The organism is Anaerocolumna sp. (assembly GCF_032079385.1).
In the GTDB taxonomy this organism is placed as follows: domain Bacteria; phylum Bacillota; class Clostridia; order Lachnospirales; family Lachnospiraceae; genus Anaerocolumna.
Genome location: NZ_DAMAUC010000020.1, coordinates 21,589 through 42,762, shown reverse-complemented (window position 1 = coordinate 42,762; position 21,174 = coordinate 21,589). Strand labels below are relative to the sequence as shown.

19 protein-coding genes and 1 pseudogene are annotated in these 21,174 nt (G+C 36.7%); 13 read left to right on the top strand and 7 right to left on the bottom strand.

Translation table 11 applies throughout. The annotated features are described in order from the left end of the window. Positions 1-4 precede the first annotated feature (4 nt). The 8 genes from RT261_RS15185 (at position 5) to RT261_RS15150 (ending at position 6,213) form a co-directional block, all read left to right on the top strand. Positions 5-1,114 carry a hypothetical protein gene (locus RT261_RS15185; protein ID WP_313133733.1) on the top strand — a complete coding sequence of 370 codons (1,110 nt, stop codon included), beginning with the start codon at positions 5-7 and terminating at the stop codon, positions 1,112-1,114. A gap of 14 nt (positions 1,115-1,128) precedes the next feature. Further along, a complete protein-coding gene (locus tag RT261_RS15180; RefSeq protein WP_313133732.1) occupies positions 1,129-1,458 on the top strand; it encodes a hypothetical protein in 330 nt (109 codons plus the stop codon). A 15-nt stretch (positions 1,459-1,473) separates the two neighbouring features. Continuing rightward, on the top strand, positions 1,474-1,608 hold the full coding sequence (locus RT261_RS15175) for an XkdX family protein (RefSeq protein WP_313133730.1): 135 nt from the start codon (positions 1,474-1,476) through the stop codon (positions 1,606-1,608). Between the two features lie 943 nt (positions 1,609-2,551). After that, on the top strand, positions 2,552-3,319 hold the full coding sequence (locus RT261_RS15170; protein WP_313133729.1) for a reverse transcriptase N-terminal domain-containing protein: 768 nt from the start codon (positions 2,552-2,554) through the stop codon (positions 3,317-3,319). A gap of 170 nt (positions 3,320-3,489) precedes the next feature. Next, positions 3,490-4,779, top strand: a complete 1,290-nt coding sequence (gene ltrA / locus RT261_RS15165) for a group II intron reverse transcriptase/maturase (RefSeq protein ID WP_313133728.1) — start codon at positions 3,490-3,492, stop codon at positions 4,777-4,779. A gap of 127 nt (positions 4,780-4,906) precedes the next feature. Beyond that, entirely contained in the window at positions 4,907-5,131 is a 225-nt protein-coding gene (locus RT261_RS21175; protein WP_313133727.1) for a hemolysin XhlA family protein, read from the top strand. A 13-nt stretch (positions 5,132-5,144) separates the two neighbouring features. Continuing rightward, positions 5,145-5,330, top strand: a complete 186-nt coding sequence (locus RT261_RS15155; RefSeq protein ID WP_313133725.1) for a hypothetical protein — start codon at positions 5,145-5,147, stop codon at positions 5,328-5,330. A gap of 1 nt (position 5,331) precedes the next feature. Continuing rightward, positions 5,332-6,213: an N-acetylmuramoyl-L-alanine amidase family protein gene (locus tag RT261_RS15150; protein ID WP_313133722.1), complete on the top strand. Its 882-nt coding sequence runs from the start codon at positions 5,332-5,334 to the stop codon at positions 6,211-6,213. Between the two features lie 32 nt (positions 6,214-6,245). Here RT261_RS15150 and RT261_RS15145 read toward each other — a convergent pair whose 3' ends face one another. The 3 genes from RT261_RS15145 to RT261_RS15135 form a co-directional block, all read right to left on the bottom strand. Next, positions 6,246-6,560 (bottom strand): hypothetical protein, encoded by a 315-nt coding sequence (locus RT261_RS15145; protein WP_313133721.1) that lies wholly within the window; start codon positions 6,558-6,560, stop codon positions 6,246-6,248. Positions 6,561-6,573: 13 nt separating this feature from the next. Then, positions 6,574-7,842, bottom strand: a complete 1,269-nt coding sequence (locus RT261_RS15140; RefSeq protein WP_313133720.1) for a DNA polymerase Y family protein — start codon at positions 7,840-7,842, stop codon at positions 6,574-6,576. 284 nt (positions 7,843-8,126) lie between these two features. After that, the gene (locus tag RT261_RS15135; RefSeq protein WP_313133718.1) at positions 8,127-8,774 is read right to left on the bottom strand and encodes an SOS response-associated peptidase; all 648 of its coding nucleotides are present in this window, start codon (positions 8,772-8,774) and stop codon (positions 8,127-8,129) included. Between the two features lie 253 nt (positions 8,775-9,027). Between RT261_RS15135 and RT261_RS15130 the strand changes: the two are divergent. From RT261_RS15130 to carB, 3 genes and pseudogenes are all read left to right on the top strand, one after another. Beyond that, a pseudogene (locus RT261_RS15130) lies at positions 9,028-9,411 on the top strand (peptidoglycan-binding protein); the annotation flags it as partial. A 554-nt stretch (positions 9,412-9,965) separates the two neighbouring features. Continuing rightward, positions 9,966-11,105, top strand: coding sequence for a carbamoyl phosphate synthase small subunit (locus RT261_RS15125; protein ID WP_313133716.1), 1,140 nt, complete (start codon positions 9,966-9,968; stop codon positions 11,103-11,105). Next, positions 11,105-14,305 (top strand): carbamoyl-phosphate synthase large subunit, encoded by a 3,201-nt coding sequence (carB, locus tag RT261_RS15120; RefSeq protein WP_313133714.1) that lies wholly within the window; start codon positions 11,105-11,107, stop codon positions 14,303-14,305. The genes RT261_RS15125 and carB overlap by 1 nt, the downstream gene beginning before the upstream one ends. A 203-nt stretch (positions 14,306-14,508) precedes the next feature. Here carB and RT261_RS15115 read toward each other — a convergent pair whose 3' ends face one another. The 3 genes from RT261_RS15115 to RT261_RS15105 all read right to left on the bottom strand — a co-directional run bounded on the left by RT261_RS15115 (position 14,509) and on the right by RT261_RS15105 (position 18,552). Continuing rightward, positions 14,509-17,172, bottom strand: a complete 2,664-nt coding sequence (locus RT261_RS15115) for a cation-translocating P-type ATPase (protein WP_313133713.1) — start codon at positions 17,170-17,172, stop codon at positions 14,509-14,511. Positions 17,173-17,567: 395 nt separating this feature from the next. Next, positions 17,568-17,771 carry a heavy-metal-associated domain-containing protein gene (locus RT261_RS15110; RefSeq protein ID WP_313133711.1) on the bottom strand — a complete coding sequence of 68 codons (204 nt, stop codon included), beginning with the start codon at positions 17,769-17,771 and terminating at the stop codon, positions 17,568-17,570. Between the two features lie 247 nt (positions 17,772-18,018). Further along, entirely contained in the window at positions 18,019-18,552 is a 534-nt protein-coding gene (locus RT261_RS15105; protein WP_313133709.1) for a DUF2179 domain-containing protein, read from the bottom strand. A gap of 174 nt (positions 18,553-18,726) precedes the next feature. Between RT261_RS15105 and RT261_RS15100 the strand changes: the two genes are divergently transcribed. Then, the gene (locus RT261_RS15100) at positions 18,727-19,347 is read left to right on the top strand and encodes a DedA family protein (protein ID WP_313133707.1); all 621 of its coding nucleotides are present in this window, start codon (positions 18,727-18,729) and stop codon (positions 19,345-19,347) included. A gap of 82 nt (positions 19,348-19,429) precedes the next feature. After that, a complete protein-coding gene (locus RT261_RS15095; protein WP_313133705.1) occupies positions 19,430-19,942 on the top strand; it encodes a GNAT family N-acetyltransferase in 513 nt (170 codons plus the stop codon). 101 nt (positions 19,943-20,043) lie between these two features. Here the strand turns inward: RT261_RS15095 and nagA are convergent, their stop codons facing one another. Then, a complete protein-coding gene (gene nagA / locus RT261_RS15090; protein WP_313133704.1) occupies positions 20,044-21,168 on the bottom strand; it encodes an N-acetylglucosamine-6-phosphate deacetylase in 1,125 nt (374 codons plus the stop codon). Positions 21,169-21,174: the final 6 nt, after the last annotated feature.

The following is a 21,174-nucleotide window of genomic DNA, read 5'->3' as shown; positions in this document are numbered from 1 at the left end:
ATGAATGGCTAAAGGCGTATACTTCGGTGTAGGTGAAAAAGCTAGAAAGGTGAAAAAGCTTTATTTTGGTGTAGGGGATAAATCAAGAAAAGTAAAGAAAATGTTCTTTGGTGTGGATGGTAAGGCAAGAATATGCTATAGTGCAGGACTTAGTAAAGTTAAAACTATGACTGTAAATAATAAAGTTGAAGGTCGTTGGAGTAACTTCCAAGGAGCGTGTACTTCAATCGGGAGTTATTTGCTTATAGATTCTATAGATGATAAAAGTAAAGGGCATGCTGAATATATTAATACGTCTCTTATTAGGGGTGATGCAACTCCTGCATATGGCGCTGGGAGAAAATATAAAGGGGCTGCATCAAATTCAAACTACGCTATATTTACAGGAGGTTTAGTCGAATCTAATAATTACTATTCCAGAAGTGGAACATGTTACACTCCTGAGTTAACAATAACAGATTCAATTACCTTTATAAAAACTGGCAGGAGTGGTATGGGCTGCGGAACAATAGCTAACAACGCAGTGTTTGCCGGAGGAGATATCAGCTCCTCTGCCCAAACTAACATTGTAGATGTCGTAAACTCGTCTTTGGGTGTTTCCGTCCTAAACCTACCTTTTGATATAGCATATCCAATAGGTTTAAACATTGGAGGAGTACTATTATTTGCCCATGGTTATAACAGAGTTGCTGCATATAACTATAGTACTGCCTATATAACGCAGGGGCTATCAGTTTCTCAGCACACTTCTGTATCAAGATTTACTAGCAGTGGAGATAGTGCAGGGGCTGCAAATAAAAACTATGCTCTCTATCAAAATGGTTCGTCTGTAGATGTTTTTACAGCAAATTTAGCTTATGATAGGCTGGAAAATTTTCCTGGTAGTTATAGAATGGCAGGTTTATCATTTGATGATTACGCAGTTTTTGCAGGTGGTACTTTATCAGGAAATAAAGTTTACGTGTATGATAAGAATTTAGTGGTAGATGTCCTAGAGGATTTAAGTGAATCTAAAACGCGTATTTTAGCTGGAAAACTCGGTGACAGAGGTTTTTTTATTGGTGGCGCACTCGAACAAGGGACGTCAAACCTCGTAGACATATATGAAATTTAAGGGAGGAATAAAAAGTGAAAAGGTTTTTAGAATTTTACAAAGCAGAAAAAAATTACTATTACCCTAACAATAAGTTAGCTACCCCGGAGTTAGACTATCCAATAGTAAATTCTGGACTAAAGATGGTAATCGAAACAGATGAGGATGGTATTTATATGTATACTGTTCCAACAACTTTAAATATCCTAGCAGGAAGAAATGAAGTTGATATTACAGGACTATCAAGTGAGGAAGCTTTACAAGCAATTGAAAATAAAATGAATGAACCATTACCTGCGCCTGAACCATCTGCGGAGGACAGGATTGCAGCTGCTTTAGAATATCAAAACTTATTATCAATGTAAAAGGAGGCCTACGGTATGACTTTTGAAATTATTAAAAAGAACTATGACAGAAAGCTATGGAACAAACAAATGGTTAAGACAGCAGTAATTAAAGGTGTTATTACAGATAAACAGTATAAAGATATCACCGGAGAAGTTTATGAGCCTTAGGGCTCTTTTTTAAGTTTGCCCGCCATGGGCGGGCTCTAACAGGTGAAAGTCCTGAACATACCCAGGTAGTGGGAAGTGTATAGCCGAACAGCAAGGGTGTCTATCGCGAGATAGAATCTGAAGGAAGCTGTAAGCAAACCTTTGGTCCGACGAACAGAAATCGCATATAAGGCGGGGCTCTGAGAGATAAGCTTGATTAAAGAAGCAAAATCTGATAGCTACCACTTTTGTAGGAGTAACGTAAATGCGGCGGATATATGGAGGGAAAGAGCTCGCACCTTAAGCGGGGAGGTCTCACAGCGGTTCCATTAGCCGAGTAACAACGAACTGTGAGAAGTCAGCCGAGCCCATAGTGTGCGACTTGAAAGTCGCCACTTAGATTGTGATAAAACACTACTACTTCCATTTCGTAGTATTCCTACCGCATAGTGCCCAGTAAGCGATGAACGGTGCGGAGCAGCGGGACAACGTGAGAAAGGTAGAAACCACATTTACCCTATTGCAAGGAAAAGGTATGCATGGTTAACATATGTGAACTGCCGTAAGGGTCGTCAGTCTGATAAGAGGTGAAACGTGGTTGATACACCTTGACTAAAATAGTGCGGAGTCGGGGGACACGGTAATTACTATGATGCCGTGCCGAAATGGACAGAGAACTCCCGGTCTATAGGCAGAACCTAAACATACCATAATTATCTAGGTGGCGGAACAAGATAAACCTTATACGCTCCCAATGGGTAGGCAAATCGTAAGAGCTGTACAATGCGTAGAAGGCAAGGGATATCAGAAAAAGCGAAGGCTTCTGTGTAATGCAGAAGATAGGGGTTCGAGATTTGCCCCATCTGAAAGGAAGCAGACTTCTGATGCGTATCAATTACATGAAGGAATTGGAAGCTGTGAATGTATCAGGTTCAATTACACAAAAGTGAGGACAATGCAGACAATGAAACTTCAATGGAACCAGATTGACTGGAAGAAGGCTGAAGAACAAGTTAACAGAATACAGATTCGGATTGTAAAGGCAACATTGGAACAAAAATGGAGATTAGTTAAAAGACTACAGTATCTAATTACAAATTCATTTTATGCCAAAGTATTGGCAGTGAGGCGTGTAGTAACGAACAAAGGAAAGAATACGCCAGGAATAGATGGAGTTTTGTGGAAAACGGACAGAGATAAAATACATGCTGTACAAAATCATTGGAACTTTCGTAAATTCAAAGGAAAACTAATAATCCAACCATCACGAAAGTCTTTGAGTAAGATAACTGCAAAAGTCAGCGAGCTGATTAAAAACAGCCGAACATCCAAACAGGATATTTTAATCCTAAAGCTAAATGAAATCACTAGAGGATGGGCGAATTATCATCATTCCGCTTGTGCCAAAAGAGCATTTAGTACAATAGACCATCGCATATGGGAAATGCTGTGGAAGTGGGCAAAGCGAAGGCATCCAAACAAAAGTAAGCACTGGATAGTAGATAGGTACTGGAAAACGCACAAAGGTCGAAAATGGAGCTTCATGACGGATAAACAAATCTTATTTCTGCTGATGGATATGCCAATAGTCCGTAAAGGGCAAATGGCTTTGAATAAAAATCCATTTCTTGATAGGGAATATTTTGAAAATCGAGCAAAGAAGCATCGACTAAACCGAAAGAAAGCCATATGTTCCAATAGAGCCGCGCAAATAGGTTATTATGCGTTATAGATGCGTGAGCGGAATGCGGTGAAAGCTGCACGTTCCGTTCTTTGGGGAGGGAGTGACTGCAAAGTAACTCCCTTACCCGACACCTATGATGTCTGTGCAAGAAAACGCAGATTAGGAAAGGTTCCCTACTTCATTCAAGTTTGTAGAGAGGGTAAGAGTGAGAGAATGTCATGCAGACTAATAACTCCAAAGACAAAGTTCGACAACTTCAAAACAAACTATATCTAACAGCCAAGAAATGCAGTAGTAGAAGATTTCATGCACTTTATGACAAAGTATATCGAGATGATGTACTGTTTGAAGCATGGAAAAGAGTAAAGGCTAACAAAGGTTCTAGTGGAATAGATGGAATTGGAATTGAAGACATCGAAGCAAAAGGTGTAAATCGGTATTTAACAGAAATTCAAGAAGAAATAAAGAGTGGAAATTATAGACCGTCGCCAGTAAAACGTGTCATGATACCAAAACCAGATGGAAGCCAGAGACCACTAGGGATTCCAACGGTCAGAGACAGAATTGTTCAAATGGCTACAAAAATAGCGATAGAGCCCGTATTCGAAGCGGACTTTAAGGAGTGTTCCTATGGATTCAGACCGAAACGTAGTGCAAAACAGGCGCTAGAAGTAGTTAGAAAGGCATGCAATAACAAAGGATATTATGTAGTTGATGCAGATATTGAAAAGTTCTTTGATAACGTAAATCAAGAAAAACTGATGACGCTCGTAGAACAAAGAATCTCAGACCGAAGAATCCTAAAGTTAATCAGACAGTGGTTGCAAGCGGGAATTATGTATGGAAACATACTTGAAATAAGTGAACTCGGCACAAGTCAGGGTTCGGTTATTTCGCCACTGCTGGCGAATATCTATCTAAATACACTAGACAGACTACGGGAAAAGTATGGACTTACCCATGGAAAACTCGTAAGGTACGCAGATGATACTGTTATCATCTGTAAAAACAAGAAAAGAGCAAATCATGCATTGTCGCTGTTACAGTACATCATGGGAAAACTGGAATTAAAGTTACATCCAGTAAAAACGAAAGTAGTATGTATGTGGGATGGAAAAGAGGGATTTGACTTCCTTGGAATGCATCACAGAAGAATGACTACGGAAACAGAGCATGGAAAAACGTTTCAAGAAACGTATCAGTATCCATGCAAGAAAGCTATGAAGAAAATAAAAGCAACGGTGAAAGTGAATGTAAACAGCAGACAACTACTTGTAGCAAAGGAAGAAGATCTAATAAAGAATCTAAATCTGAAAATCACGGGATGGAGAAATTACTATCAGACCAATACAAGCAATAAATGGATGCAAGCACTAGACTGGTACATTATCTGTACCTTTACGAGATGGTATAACAATAAGCATCAAGGACGAAATAAAATGTCGAAGGTGAGATTTGTTAGAAAGAACATTTACAAAAAAGGACTAAAAAGAATGTCTGTTGCATAACACAAAGCTGTAGAAAGAAAATGTCGGAAAGCCGTGTGAGGGAAAACCTCATGCACGGTTTGATGAGGGGAAAGAGGGCTTACGCCCTCTGACCTACTCTACAATGAAAGGATGATATATATAATCCATGAATGAAGAATATGTCACAAAACAACTGGAAACCCACGAAAAAAGGTTAAATAACCATGGAGATAGGCTTGACAAGCTAGAGCAATACCAATCCAGGTCAGAAGTCCAAATAAGCAACTTATGTGAGCAAATTAAAAGCCTCATATCAACGATAAAGTGGTCCATGGGATTATTAATAACAACTCTCGTAGGATTTATTATTTGGTACATACAATCCTTATGAAAGGGTGAATATTATGATAGAAAAAGTAGAGAAACTTATTAATGTAAAATCCATCGTAACTATAATTCTAACTGGCATATTTGCATTTTTGTCAGTTAGAGGAGATGTTACCAGTGAGCAATTTCTGATGATTTTCACTACAATTATTGCTTTTTACTTTGGGACACAAAGCGAGAAGAAAAAGAATGAAGGTGAATAGTGTGAGAATAAACATTGATGCAGGTCATGGGGCCAATACTGCCGGAAAGAGAACACCGCCAATGCCGGAAACCATAAAGGTTAATGGAGAAATAACCATTAAGAAGGGTGAACAGTTTAGAGAACACATTGCTAACGTAGGAGTGGCGTATTATTTGGAGAAAGAATTGATCCGCTGCGGATTCGATACGACCCGTACCGGTTGGGATGATGATAACGCTTTTAATGACGAAGATACTGCTTTATTAGCCAGACAAACGGCCATAGCAAAAGCTGACTGTGATTATAGTATATCAATCCATTTCAACGCATTTGGTGATGGTAACAGCTTTAACAGCACCGAGGGAATTGGTATCTACATACATAATAAGTATGCAGGTCAATCTAAAAAGATAGCGGATGCGGTGCTAAAGCACTTATTACAAGGAAGTTACCAAAAGGATAGAGGCGTATCTCCTGCCGGCCTTGCAATGTGTAACTGCAACAACATGGATGTAAAAGGAGCAATCCTTATCGAATTAGCCTTTATGACAAATAAGCGGGAGGCCGTAGAATTGATGGCTAATGAAACCTATTGGAAAGAAAGTGCCATAGAAATTGCCAAGGGTCTGTGTGAATATACTGGTATAAAATATGTTCCGGAAAAAGGAGACTATGTCCCCACTGCTCCTATCAATCATCTGTCAGATGCCAAGGCCATCAAATGGCTGCAAGATCGCCTTAATAAGGCCAATCCTAATTACACAATACCTGTGACTGGAGAATATGATTCTAAAACCAGGATAGCAGTTCTAATTTTTGCAGAAACAAAAGGTTGGGATTGGAGCAAGGCCACCGGGTATTCAGTAGGTCAGGGTACTATTAATACCCTTAAAAAAATATAAAATTATCCCGGAGGGTTATTCCTCCGGGAACATCATAGAAAAGTCATGATCCATTTGCATTCATGCATAAAAAAAATCAATTTAACATTATGGCGGATTTCATTTATTACAATTTCACAGGTATATTCCAGGGAAGGAATCCCGGAATAATTCTTTGGCTCCGTATAAATCACCTTAATTTCTCTTACAGTCTGCATTTCACTATTTTCATCTATGAATTTTATCATGTATGGGATAGCCCTTTTCTGGCTTGTAAACCAGCAAGCACAGGCTATTTCTAATTGATTACCTTGAATTTCTCCATCATTAGTGCTTTGGCTATTTATACCGATTCCAAAAGCAGACATGACAATACTCCTTTCAATAATTATCTATTTTTAATTTACTATAGTCTACAGTTCTCTTTTCTCTGGAAATACCTCCGGACATATGGTCTATAGGATTGTTCAAGAACACAGCTCTTTTAATGGAGTCGATTCCATGTTTGCTTCTAATGGTATCAATCATCTGGTCAGCAGACTCCAGTTTTTCATAATCTTCTGTATCAAACATATTTATTTGTCTGTTAAAATCAAAGTCCTTTATCCGGCTAGTGTGAATACCCAGATGCCTTATGGGGGAACCATTCCAAAGTTCGTCAAATAGGGTACAGGCAGCCTTGTGAATTTCCAGGGTTATATTCGTTGCAGCGGTAAGAACTTTTTGGTGGGAGGCATAGGAAAAATTATAATCCTTGATACCAACAGCAATTACCTCGGCTTTTACCTCATGTTTACGCAAACGTGCTGCCACAGTCTCTGCAAGGGCTAAGAGGACTAATTTGGCAGTGCTGGAATCGGTTACATCAAAGGGAATTGTAGTACTGTTACCATATCCCTTGTTGGGAGGAGGAGAGGATTGAACTACGGACATATCTAAACCATTAGCGAAGGCCCAAATGACTTCACCATGCTTTTTAAAATATGACTTAAGCATAACGGGATCCGCATTTGCTAATTCACCAATGTAGTGTATCCCAAGGCCGAATAATTTTTTCGTGGTTGCCCGGCCAACAAAAAAAAGTTCGGATACCGGTAGAGGCCACATTTTTTCTTTTATCTCATCTGGAAATAAAGTGTGCACCAGGTTGGGTTTCTTAAAATCTCCTGCCATTTTGGCCAAAAGTTTATTGGAGGAAACACCAATGTTCACAGTAAAGCCCAATTCTCTCTGAATCCGATCTTTTATTTTATGAGCTACAATGACGGGAGAACCGAAAAGCCTTTCGGTGCCGGTCATATCCATAAAGGCCTCATCGATACTGTATTGTTCCACATCGGGAGAATAGTCTCTGAGTATTTGCATAAAGGCAGTAGAAGAGTGTTCATACAGATTATAATTGGGAGGAACCAGAATAAGATTTGGACATTTCTGTTTTGCCTCCATAATGCTATCGCCGGTTCGGACACCATACTTCTTTGCTAGTGGTGATTTTGCCAATATAATTCCATGGCGCATAGCCATATCACCACCAACGGCAGCAACCATTTCCCTCAAATCTTTTGTACTTCTTAAATGTTTTAGGCGATAAACGGCCTCCCAGCTTAGAAATGCTGAGTTAACGTCAATGTGAAATATTACTTTTTCCATTTTACTACCTCACATAAAAAAGAACATACGTTTGTTAGAATAAAGTATAACAAACACATGTTCTAAAGTAAAGAGGGAATGAATGTAAATTTATGCGATAATTAGAAATTTAACCTTATCAGGCGAACTTTCTTGTTTCAGCAAGAGTGAGGGTTCCTGCTGAATGGTTATTTTTCCATTAACCTTTATGGTTTCCGGCATTGAATGTCACGTAGTGGTAATGAGGTTAGAGCCGTAGTGTAAGGGGATAAACTTGCCTGTAGGCAAGAGGAATACCACTTTGACTAAAGATCCAGCTGGATTTGTTCGAATTCGGCTTTTCTTTCTAAGATAGTTGGAACCTGCTTTAAAAAATCTTGGGTCTGGCTATTATCAAACAACCAAGAATGAAGCTGCTCTCTTTGCAGAATCAGCGGCATTCGATCATGCACATCCCCAATAGAGGGATTCGCATTCGTTGTAAGAATTACAAACCGATTTTCTTCATTAAAAACATTGTATATTCCGGCCATATAAATGATATCACTGTTTGGTTGGGTGAAGTAGATTTTTTCTTTATTTTTGTTCCATTCGTAAAATCCATTTGCCGGTATAATGCAGCGTCTGGATATTAGACTTTCCCGGAACATATTTCTTTCAAAAGCCGTCTCGGACCGGGCGTTAATTATAACTCCTCTGCTTTTTGAATTCGGAAATCCCCATGCAAGTAAATCTGGAATAATATCATCTTTTTGTGCTACCAAAATAGGAACTCTATCCGTGGGAGATATTTCTCCGGTTTTATAGTTCTTGCTAGAATTTTTCTTATCAAGATCTTGTAGAATTTTTTCAATTTCTTTCGATGTTTCGTCATCGATGTAATATCTGCCGCACATATCATATCCTCCAATATTATTCCCGTAGTGTGTTAATTTATCATAGGTTATATTCATAGTTGAAAGTAAAAAAATAATAAATAAATTACATGCCTGAGAAATTTAAAAATCTCCGGCATATTTGTAAAAAGTGTAGTGTAAAGGCTCTTTTGCTATTTGTTTAGCGTAATATCTTATTAACTTATAGTAACATAATATTACTTACTTTAAAATACCTTGTAACGAGTTGGGATAATCAATCCTATCTCCTTCACAATTCTCCTATCTCCTTCATAATGCGTTTTACAATACATACCCTATTACTATAAGGATGACCCAATGGGGAAGCAAATATCTTGGAGATCAAGGTTACGAAGCCATCCAAATACTACGTAATTTTTACGGTGATTCAATATTTATTAATTCAGCACCGGAAGTAGCAGGTGTACCTGCCTCCTGGCCAGGAAATAATTTAACAATTGGATCCACCGGGCAGCCGGTAAGAATGATTCAGGAACAGTTAAATGCAGTTGCTGATGTTTATAGTGCTATACCAAAAGTTGCAGTGGATGGAAGTTTCGGCCAAAATACCGCCGAAGCGGTAAGAGCATTTCAAAGAGTTTTTGGCTTGCCTGCTACGGGAATCGTTGATTTCCCTACATGGTATCGTATATCTGAACTATATGTAGCAGTAACACGTATTGCAGAATTATAAGCAGATTCAAGAAATTGAAAAATAAATTAGTTAAGAGGCTTTGAAGACATAATAGTGGAAAGTTAATAAAGACGGTATTTTACAGACAGTGAAAGTAAGTAATAAAGTTTGTTCTAAAAAAGTATTAAAAATAGAAAGTTAAATTATTAAAAAGGTTCAACTATTAAACCGAGTGAGTTTATGATAAAAACTTACTCGGCTTTTAATTTACCCCAAGATAAAAAATAATTATTTATTATATATATTTATAAATAAGATTATGAATAATAATAGGTACATTTGAATAAAAATGAAAAAACTTATTGTATTTAAAAAACAGTTGTGATAGAATCTTATCAATTTGGGTACCTATAATTAGCACAGTAAAAGAGGAATAACCATGGTATTATCTACTCTTTGCTGAAAGTAAATATCATGTTATATAACATTTCTTTTGAAATGAAAGTTCAAATAAAAATATTTATACCGGTTATAAGAAAAATAGAATCATAGTTACTTTTATAAATTTGCAAATTTATTGTTACTGTAGACAAGTTTTTGAAAGGAAGGAAGTTATGAAAGCATTTTTGATTCTGGAAGACGGTACTGTCTTTGTGGGAAAAAGTATTGGAGCAACTGGGGAAATAATCAGCGAGATTGTATTTAATACTTCTATGACCGGTTATCTTGAAATACTGACGGATCCCTCTTATGCCGGTCAGGCCGTTGTAATGACATATCCGCTGATAGGCAACTATGGTATTTGCTATGAAGACATGGAGTCGGCAAAATCATGGGTGGGAGGCTATATTGTTAAAGAAATAGCAAGGCGGCCAAGTAATTTCCGAAGCGAGGGAAGTATTGAGAAATTCTTAATAGAAAAAAATATTCCAGGAATAGAAGGTATTGATACCAGAGCATTAACGAAGATTTTGAGAGAAAAAGGTACCATGAATGGTATGATTACTACCAATGAGAATTTTAACCGTCTGGAAATTATTGAGAAACTAAAGAATCATCATTCCACTAATACAATGAATATAGTGACCTGTAAGGAAAAGGAAAATCTTCTTTCCAAAGATTATAAGACCACAGAGGCAGAGCAGGCAAGAAGCGGACTTAAAGTGAATCCTTACAAAACCGGTAAGTTTAGCATAGCATTATTGGATTTAGGTTCTAAAAAGAACATAGCAGACTGCCTGCTGAAAAGAGGATGCGATGTTACAGTGTACCCCGCATTTACAAAAGCAGAAGATATAATTAAAGATAATCCGGATGGAATCATTCTATCCAATGGTCCTGGAGACCCTAAGGAATATGTTGATATCATTAAGGAAGTCAAAAAACTATATGACAGTAATATTCCTATCTTTGCTATTTGTTTAGGACACCAGCTTATGGCTCTTGCCAACGGCGGTAATACAAGAAAAATGAAATACGGTCACAGAGGTGCCAACCATCCGGTCAAGGATTTAAAGACCGGAAGAGTCTACATTTCTACGCAGAATCATGGATATGTGGTTGAGGGGGAAAGTTTAAGTGGCAGTATAGTGGAGCCAAGCTTTATAAATGTCAATGATAGAACTATAGAAGGGCTCCATTATTTGGGAAAGAATATATTTACCGTCCAATTTCATCCGGAAGCTTGTTCCGGACCACAGGATACAGAGTTTCTCTTTGATGAGTTTATACAGATGATGGAGGTGTCAAAATAATGCCAAAGATAGAAAGTATTAAAAAAGTATTAGTAATTGGTTCCGGTCCCATTGTAATCGGACAGGCAGCAGAATTCGATTATGCCGGTACACAAGCCTGCAGATCCTTGAAAGAAGAAGGTATTAAGGTAGTGCTGGTAAATTCTAATCCCGCTACTATTATGACCGATAAAGATATTGCAGACGCAGTTTACATTGAACCATTAACACCTGAGTTTGTAAAAAAGATTATTTTAAAAGAAAAACCGGACAGCGTTCTGCCAACCCTGGGAGGACAAGCAGCCTTAAATATAGCTATGGAATTAGAAGAATCCGGATTTTTAAAAGAACAGGAGATCAACCTGATAGGAACCACATCGGAAACCATTAAAAAAGCAGAAGACCGTCAGGAATTTAAAAATACTATGGAGAAAATAGGAGAACCCTGTGCTCCAAGTACTGTGGTCACCACGGTGAAAGAGGCAAAAGCTTTTGCAGATACAATCGGTTATCCCGTTGTTGTACGCCCTGCCTATACATTAGGGGGAAGCGGCGGCGGAATTGCGGATAATGAAGAACAGCTTACAGATATCTGCAGCAATGGTCTTAGACTGAGCCGTGTAGGACAATGTTTAATTGAACGAAGCATTGCCGGATGGAAAGAAATCGAATATGAAGTAATGAGAGACCGTCAGGGAAATTGTATTACGGTCTGCAATATGGAAAATCTGGACCCCGTGGGAGTTCATACAGGAGACAGTATCGTTGTAGCTCCTTCTCAAACACTTTCTGATAAAGAATATCAAATGCTAAGAACCTCAGCCATGAATATTATTACAGAGTTAAATATTACTGGCGGGTGTAATGTACAGTATGCACTAAATCCCAATACCTTTGAATATTGTGTAATAGAAGTAAATCCAAGAGTCAGCCGTTCCTCTGCGTTGGCTTCTAAAGCCACAGGCTATCCGATAGCAAAAGTTGCAGCAAAAATTGCCTTAGGCTATAACCTGGACGAAATTAAGAATGCCGTTACCGGTAAAACTTATGCCAGCTTTGAACCGGCACTGGATTATGTAGTTGTTAAGATTCCAAAATGGCCCTTTGATAAATTCATTATGGCAAAAAGAGCGTTAACCACCCAAATGAAGGCAACAGGGGAAGTAATGAGTATCTGCACCAATTTTGAAGGTGCCCTGATGAAAGCCATCCGTTCTTTGGAACAGAATATTTATAGCCTGTATCATGGAAATTATGAAGGATTTACAAAGGAAAATATAAAAGAAAAATTATATATTATAGATGATAGAAGAATATTTGTAATAGCAGAAGCCATTAGAAGAGGCATTTCTTTGGAAGAGATTCATTCTATTACCAAAGTAGACATTTGGTTTTTAGACAAAATCGTATATTTGGTAGAAATAGAATCGTACTTAAAGAATCAGCCTTTAACAAGAGAATTATTGTTGGAAGCTAAACGGTTGGAATATCCGGATCGGGTAATTGCTGAACTTTCAGGAAAATCTTTAGAAGAGGTTAGGAAATTACGAAAAGAAATATATAAGATTATTCCAACTTTTAAGATGGTAGATACTTGCGCTGCCGAATTTGAAGCAGCCACACCTTACTATTATTCTTGCTATGACAGTGAAAACGAAGTGGTAACAATTAAAAATAAGAAAAAAATACTGGTCTTAGGTTCCGGTCCCATTCGAATCGGGCAAGGTATTGAATTCGACTATTGTTCTGTTCACAGTGTATGGGCATTACGTAAAAGCGGCTATGAAACCATTATTGTAAATAATAATCCGGAAACCGTCAGCACAGATTTTGATATTGCAGATAAACTCTATTTTGAACCTCTAACACCGGAAGATGTGGAGCACATAGTAGACTTGGAGCAGCCAGAGGGTGCAGTAGTTCAATTTGGCGGTCAAACAGCCATTAAATTAACAGAAGCCCTATTGAAAATGGGGGTTAAGATTCTTGGTACCTCAGCTGAGAATGTAGATGCCGCGGAGGACAGGGAATTATTTGATGAGATTCTAGAAAAATGCGGCATACCAAGGCCTGCAGGCCATACGGTATTTACGACAGAGGAAGCGGTTAAGGCTGCCAATGAATTAGGATATCCCGTATTAGTAAGACCTTCCTATGTATTAGGAGGTCAGGGAATGCAGATAGCCATATCCGATGAGGATATCAGGGAGTTCATGAATATTATTAATCTGAATGTGCAGGAACATCCGATTCTGGTAGATAAATATTTAATGGGAAAAGAAGTGGAAGTGGATGCAGTGTGCGATGGGGAGGAGATACTGATACCTGGTATTATGGAACATGTAGAACGTGCAGGTGTTCATTCCGGTGACAGCATATCGGTATATCCGCCACAGAGTTTATCCCATGAGATAGAAGGGGTAATCGTAGACTATACAAGAAAGCTGGCAAGATCCCTTCAAGTCATTGGATTAATAAATATACAATTTATAATATATGATAACCAGGTATATGTAATAGAGGTAAATCCCCGCTCCAGCAGAACCATTCCTTATATCAGTAAAGTTACCGGAGTTCCGGTTGTAGAGCTTGCTTCCAGAGTCATATTGGGAGATAAATTATCAGACTTAGGTTATGGAACCGGAATTACTCCCATAGCTGAATATACAGCCATTAAGATGCCGGTGTTTTCTTTTGAAAAATTACGGGGTGCTGACATTAGTCTGGGACCGGAGATGAAATCCACCGGTGAATGTTTGGGAATCGCAAAGACTTTTAATGAAGCCTTATATAAGGCATTTTTAGGAGCTGGTATAAACCTGCCTGAGCATAAAAAGATGATTATAACGGTAAAAGATGCAGATAAAAAGGATGCTGTTACAGTTGGAAGACGTTTTCAGGCTTTGGGGTATGAAATCTACGGAACAAGAAATACCGCAAAAATATTGAATGAGAATGGTGTAAAAGCCATTCCGGTTCATAAAGTGGATGAAGAAGCACCAACCATATTAGACTTAATATTAGGCCATGAGATTGATTTAGTCATTGATACTCCAACACAGGGCAGAGATAAAACAAGGGATGGATTCTTAATCCGCCGTAACTCCATTGAGACCGGAGTAACTTGCTTAACCTCTCTTGATACAGCCAATGCTTTACTTACTAGTCTGGAAAATGCAGATAAAGACAATATTACTTTAGTAGATATTGCGAAAATATAAAATAGCATAAATTACATTCTAATGTCCATTTATTACATCTTAATAAGAAAGAATGTATTATAAACTTAAAAGTAATGGCTCTAAGTACAGCACTGAGGTGGAATTCAGAGAATCCACCTCAGTATTTTGTACCAAGAGCCGTAGTAATGTTACGATATATATCCTTTCCTTAAATTCACTAAAAGTTATGCTAGCTATTGTTTTTATTCTTGTTTTTCTTCAGCAACTTTCATAAAGAATTTAATAATTTCATTTACAATAAGAGGAATCAATGCAAATCCAATTACAATTGCCCAGTCATTAAGAGGTAAATTGTGTACGTTAAATGCATTTGCTAATACCGGAACAGAAATAACTATTTCTTGAAGTAAAAATCCAACTATAATAGCACCGATTAATTTCATATTAGAGAATAAACCGATTTTGAAAATGGATTTTGATGAATTTCTTACAGATAAAGAGTAGAACAATTGGGATGCTGCAAGTACAACAAAAGCCATTGTTCTGGCATATAATAACTGATCTTCCGTAGGGTCTCCGGCACCGAATAAATATCCCCGCTCTGTTAAGCCAAAATAGAAAGCAAGTAAGGTCAGGCAACCGATTAAAACACCGCCAATTACTGCTCTGACACCGGCACCTCCTGCGAAAAAGCTTTCCTTAGGATTTCTTGGTTTCTTCTTCATAACATCTTTATCGCCTGGATCAACACCTAAAGCAATAGCTGGCAGTGCGTCAGTAATTAAGTTAATCCAAAGAAGCTGAGTAGCAGTTAATGGTATTGGCCACTTGAAGATAATGGATAGTAATATGGTAATAACTTCACCTAAGTTACAGGATAGTAAGAAAATAACAGATTTCTTAATGTTATTATAGATATTTCTACCTTCTTCAATTGCATTTACGATGGTTGTAAAGTTATCATCTGTTAAAATCATATCGCTGGCACCCTTAGCAACGTCAGTACCGGTAATACCCATAGCAACACCGATATCCGCATATTTTAAGGAAGGAGCATCATTTACACCGTCACCTGTCATGGAAACAATATTTCCGTGAGCTTTAAAAGCTCTGACAATCTTAACCTTGTGCTCCGGTGAAACTCTGGCAAATACTCTGTAATTATTAATTTGGTCAGAGAATTCTTCATCGGATAATTCATCAATTTCAGCACCTGTTAAACTTTGGTTAATGGATTCAGCAATACCTAATTCTTTTGCAATAGCAACAGCGGTATTTTTGTGGTCACCGGTAATCATAATAGGTGTAATACCTGCAAGTTTTGCTTCTTTAATGGAGTCTTTTACTTCTAATCTAGGAGGGTCAATCATACCAACAATACCTATAACAGTTAAATCTTTCTCCATTTCTTCCGGAGCAATCATGCTTGTTGTATCTTTATAAGCAACACCAAGAACTCTTAGTGCCGCATCGGACATATCTTCCGTTCTCTTTAATAAATCAGATTTTATTTCTTCTGTTAATGGAACAACTTTTCCATTAACAAGTGCAGTAGTTGATATCTTTAATAAGTTATCAATAGCACCTTTTGTATGAACTCTGTAACCGGAATCTTCAACATTTAGAGTTGACATTAACTTTCTATCTGAATCAAAAGGATTTTCGGAAACTCGCTTATACTTAACATTTAAATCCGATTTCTTCATGTTGTATTTATCGCCTAATACAACAAGAGCGATTTCCGTAGGATCTCCGGTACCTTCTCCATTTTCATAAGTAGCATCAGAACATAGTACGAAGGAGCAAATTAATTCTGCCTCATCATTAGCAGGTGTAAGATTTTCACCTGTAACGGAAACATCTTTTAAATTACCAATAGTATAATTCTTTACAACAGTCATCTTGTTTTGTGTTAATGTACCTGTTTTATCAGAACAAATAATATTAACAGAACCAAGGGTCTCAACTGCAGGAAGTTTTTTAACAATTGCATTAATCTTAGACATTCTGGTAACACCTAATGCTAAAACAATAGCAACGATAGCAGCTAAACCTTCTGGAATTGCGGCTACTGCTAAACTGATTGCTGTTAAGAACATCTCAAATAAATCTCTTCCTTGTAAAAGGGCAATACCAAAGATAAGAACACAAATACCAATACATAAGTATCCCAGGACTTTTCCCAATTCTTCTAAACGTTTTTGCAATGGAGTCAATTCGTCGTTATCTTCATCCAGAATCTTAGCAATGGTACCGATTTCTGTTTCCATAGCAGTGGCTACAGCAATACCTTCACCTCTACCATAAGTAACAAGGGTAGACATAAATGCCATATTTGATTTATCACCAATTGGTGTTTTAGGATCTTCATGAATATCATCTGCATCTTTGCTAGAAGGTACAGATTCACCAGTAAGCGCAGATTCTTCTATTTGTAGATTCGCACTTTCTAATAAACGCAAATCGGCAGGAATGAATCTTCCTGCATCTAATATAATAATGTCACCGGGAACAACCTCCTCGGAATTAATTTCTTTAACTTCTCCATCACGTCTTACAAGGGATTTCGGTGTTGTCATTTTCTGAAGGGCTTCTACCGCTTTTTCGGCTTTTGCTTCCTGAACTACACCGATAACTGCGTTAATAAGTACAACTAAAAGGATAATAATAGAGTCAACATATTCGCCGATGAATATTGTGATAACAGCGGCGGCTAACAGGACATAGATTAGCATATCCTTAAGTTGCGCAAAGAAAAGAGAAATTAAACTCTTCTTTGGTTTCCCCTTCAACTTATTAAGACCATATTTCTCAAGTCTGGCTTTCGCTTCCTGAGTGGTCAAACCGGTTGAAGGATTGACGTTCAATTCTTTGGTGACGTCATCTTTTGATTTTGAAAACCACATAAAAACACCTCTCTAATTTTAGTTTTTTGTGTAAAAGAAAATATAAATTAATTAAAGGAAGTTCTACTACATTATTCCCTTTAAACTAATTTCTTTATACTTATTTAATAATTTTACTATAATATTGGAGGTGAGTAAATAAGAGTAAGATTAGAAATAGATTAAAAAATCTAAGAAAATTGAAAATATTTGTTAAATATTTCAATAATATTGTTTTAGATTATAAAGGATAGGTAAAATGCAATAACAACGATGTAAAAAAAAGAAGCTGCTGCAAAATATCTATTTTGAGAATTCATTCAGTTACATTAAATGAATTCTGAATAACAGATTATTATTTTGCGACAGCTTCCGATAGTAAATGTCATTGAAATGCGATAACGACATGGTAACAATTATTCAATTCTGCATCCTACATGTTCAATACTATTTCTGATTTCATTTTCATTTGTGGAATCATTATAACCTACCTCGATAGAACTTCTGCCTAAGTCCACATTGATTTTATGAACTCCATCAATTTCGCTTAAAACGTTTTTAACTTGAGTTTTTACAGAATTATTCAGTAGTCCGGATACATTATAGTGTACTCTGTTCATAAGACTCCTCCTATTGAAATGCAGATTTTCAGGACGACATTAATAGGATTTGTATTGTAAGCTGTTTTTATGATGGGAATAATTATATCATCGGACTGGTATACTAGTCAAATTGAGGAATATACAACTTAATATTGTATTAGGCGGCTCTTTTAGCGGATTTTAATAAAAATAAATGGTTCCGGTATTATTTTCCGGAACCATTGGATATTTTGATTTTTTAACTTGAAATAGAAATTATTTTTTGTTACTTTTTAATATATCCACCTTTTAGGGTTTTTACATCATTAATAATAATAACAGCATTTTCTAAATGAGTATGTATTATTTCCATTGCTTTCGGTATACGCTTTCGCAACAAATGAAGTACCATTAAATCTCGTTCTCCATCTTTGCCTTGTCCTTTAATTATAGTAACGGCAAATTCACTTTGTCTTAAATCTTCTAACAATGCATGGCTTTGCTCGTTGTTTGGCACAATAACCTGAATAGAACTCAGCCCAAAAGCCAATTTGTTTTCCATCCAGGAACCTAAATAGTTTCCTATAGAAAATGCCAATGCAAATACCACAACTCGTAACATGTCTTCTTGAAAGCCTTCTAAAACTGTTCCAGTAACAAATAACCATATTAAAATTTCAAAGAATGCAATAAATGCCCCAATTTTTTTCTCTCCACGGTTAATGAGTACAACACGAACGGTTGCAACGGTTACTTCCAGAATTTTACCAAAGAAAATAATAAAATAAATCCATATGCCGGTATTATCTAAGAAATTCATAAAAACACCCCAATCTCTCTAAATTAATCAAAAGATATTTCACAATGATTTATGTAAATAATAACATAAGTAGGTTATATTGGCTATCATTATATTGATAGAAGTTTGGGGTTGTAAAAATTATTAATTTACAATATAATGAATTGAATTAGTAAAAATTAGAGGAGTTTGCTTATGCAGGATTGGATTATTAACATTATGGATGATTTTGGGTATTTGGGAATATCTATGCTAATTATGCTAGAGAATATATTTCCTCCAATACCTTCTGAGGTAATATTAACTTTTGGCGGATTTATGACAACATATACACAATTACATGCCTGGGGAGTTGTGGTGGCATCTACCATAGGTTCTTTACTGGGTGCTGTGGTCTTATTCGGAGTAGGACGTATATTATCAGCGGAACGTCTTGGAAAGATTCTGGATGGGAGAATCGGTCAGATATTGCATTTTAGAAAAGAGGATGTATTTAAAGCTTGTGATTGGTTTAATAGCAAAGGCAAAAGTACTGTTTTATTTTGCAGATGTATACCCATTGTTCGAAGCTTAATATCCATACCTGCTGGAATGGCAAATATGAAGTTTGGAATATTTATGTTATTTACAACCATAGGTTCTCTTATATGGAATACAGTATTGGTAATTTTAGGTGTAGTAGCCAGTGCTTCCTGGGAAAAGATAGTTAAGGGAACGGATACTTTTACCCAAATCACTATTGTTGTTCTAGGTGTTATTTTTCTAATTTGTGCAATTTTATTCATTAAGAATCGATTTTTAAATAAAGAGAAATAATTACAAACTTTCAGCTGCCGGCTACATAGTTTTGAGGGAAAAGTAATATAGATTATCATATATGTAAAGGGGAGAAAATTTCATGAAGGGCATATTAATTAAGAAAGCTGTAGAAGAAGATGCAGAAGCTATTATTAATTATTTGAACATAGTAGGGGGAGAAAGCGATAATCTTTTATTTGGTAAAAATGAGTTTTATATGACAATAGAAGAGGAACAAAAATTTATAAAAGATTTCAATGGTTCATTAAATTCTATTATGCTATTGGCGAAAGATAATGGTAATATAGTAGCGGTAGGAAGCTTATCCGCTTTCGGAAGAAAAAGAATATCACATAGGGGAGAAATAGCTATTTCAGTTAAAAAAGAATATTGGAATAAAGGTATTGGTTCAGCTATGATGAAAGAACTAATACAATTTGGAAGAGAGAAGGCGAAACTTTCCGTTATTCAATTAACGGTTAAAGCGGATAATGAAAATGCCATACAACTTTATAAGAAGTTTGGCTTTAAACAAATAGGATACTATGAAAAGTTCTTTCATATTGATGGAAAATTCTATGATGCATATTTTATGAATTTGTATTTGGATTAACAGTAAACAGAAGTTTTTAAAAATATAGTTAAAACAAAAGGGTACCCTTTCAGCAGACACAGAGTTGTGTTAACTGACAAGGGTACCCTTTCATTTTTATATTATATTAAAGCACCATCAAGATAAACTTTCTCGATATTGTAATCCGGATCTAATATTATAAAGTCAGCTTTTTTTCCAACTGCAATGGAGCCAATTTGATCTTCTGCCTTAATAGATTGGGCAGGAATCATAGTTGCGCTAAGAATAGCTTTTTCTTTTGGAACTCCAAAACGGATAGCGCGCTTCAATGCTTCGTAAACATTAACGGTAGAACCGGCTATAGTTCCATCTTCTAAAGTGGCTTTGTAGTCTTTTACAACAACTTTTTGTCCCCCAAGTTCATAGATACCGTCTTCCAGACCAGCAGCGCACATGGAGTCGGATATAAGAATCAGTTTGTCTGCATCTGCTTTAAACATAAGACGGATAACACTTGGATGAATGTGTATACCATCACATATAATCTCCGCATGTACTTCATTATCGGAAACAGCACCTACAATACCTGGTTCCCTGTGATGTAAACCGTTCATTGCGTTAAATAAATGGGTTACGTGGGATGCTCCGGCTTCAATTGCTTTGTTGGCTGTATCATAATTGCAGCTTGTGTGTGCAAGAGAAACAGTAAGAGAATCTGAATACTTTTCAATAAATTCTTTAGAATGGGATAGCTTTGGATCTATGTCCACAATTCTTATGTTGTTGCCGGATAACTGATTTAATTCGTCAAAAAAATCATCATCAATATCCATTAAAAACTTAGGATCATGAGCCCCTCTTTTATCCAAGCCAAGAAAAGGTCCTTCCATATTAATTCCTACAATTCGGCTGCCTTTCACTTTAGAATCAATGGCTTGTTTAATATTTCTCATGGCCTGTTTGTGAATTTCAGGATCAATAGTCATAGTAGTTGCTAAGATAGAAGTAATGCCATTGCCGGCATAAAACTCACACATTTTTTCAATTTCATTCACATTGGCATTAATAAAGTCGTAACCAACACAGCCATGGGAATGGATATCAATAAATCCGGGTAAAATTAATTTACCTTCACAGTCTATACAATCGTTGTCGTTATCAGAGGACAAATTATCTTTAATAAGTGTAAATCTATCCTCATTCACTTCGAAATCTACTTTTTGAAATTTGCCATCTACAAATACTTCTGCATTTATAAATTTCATATTTGA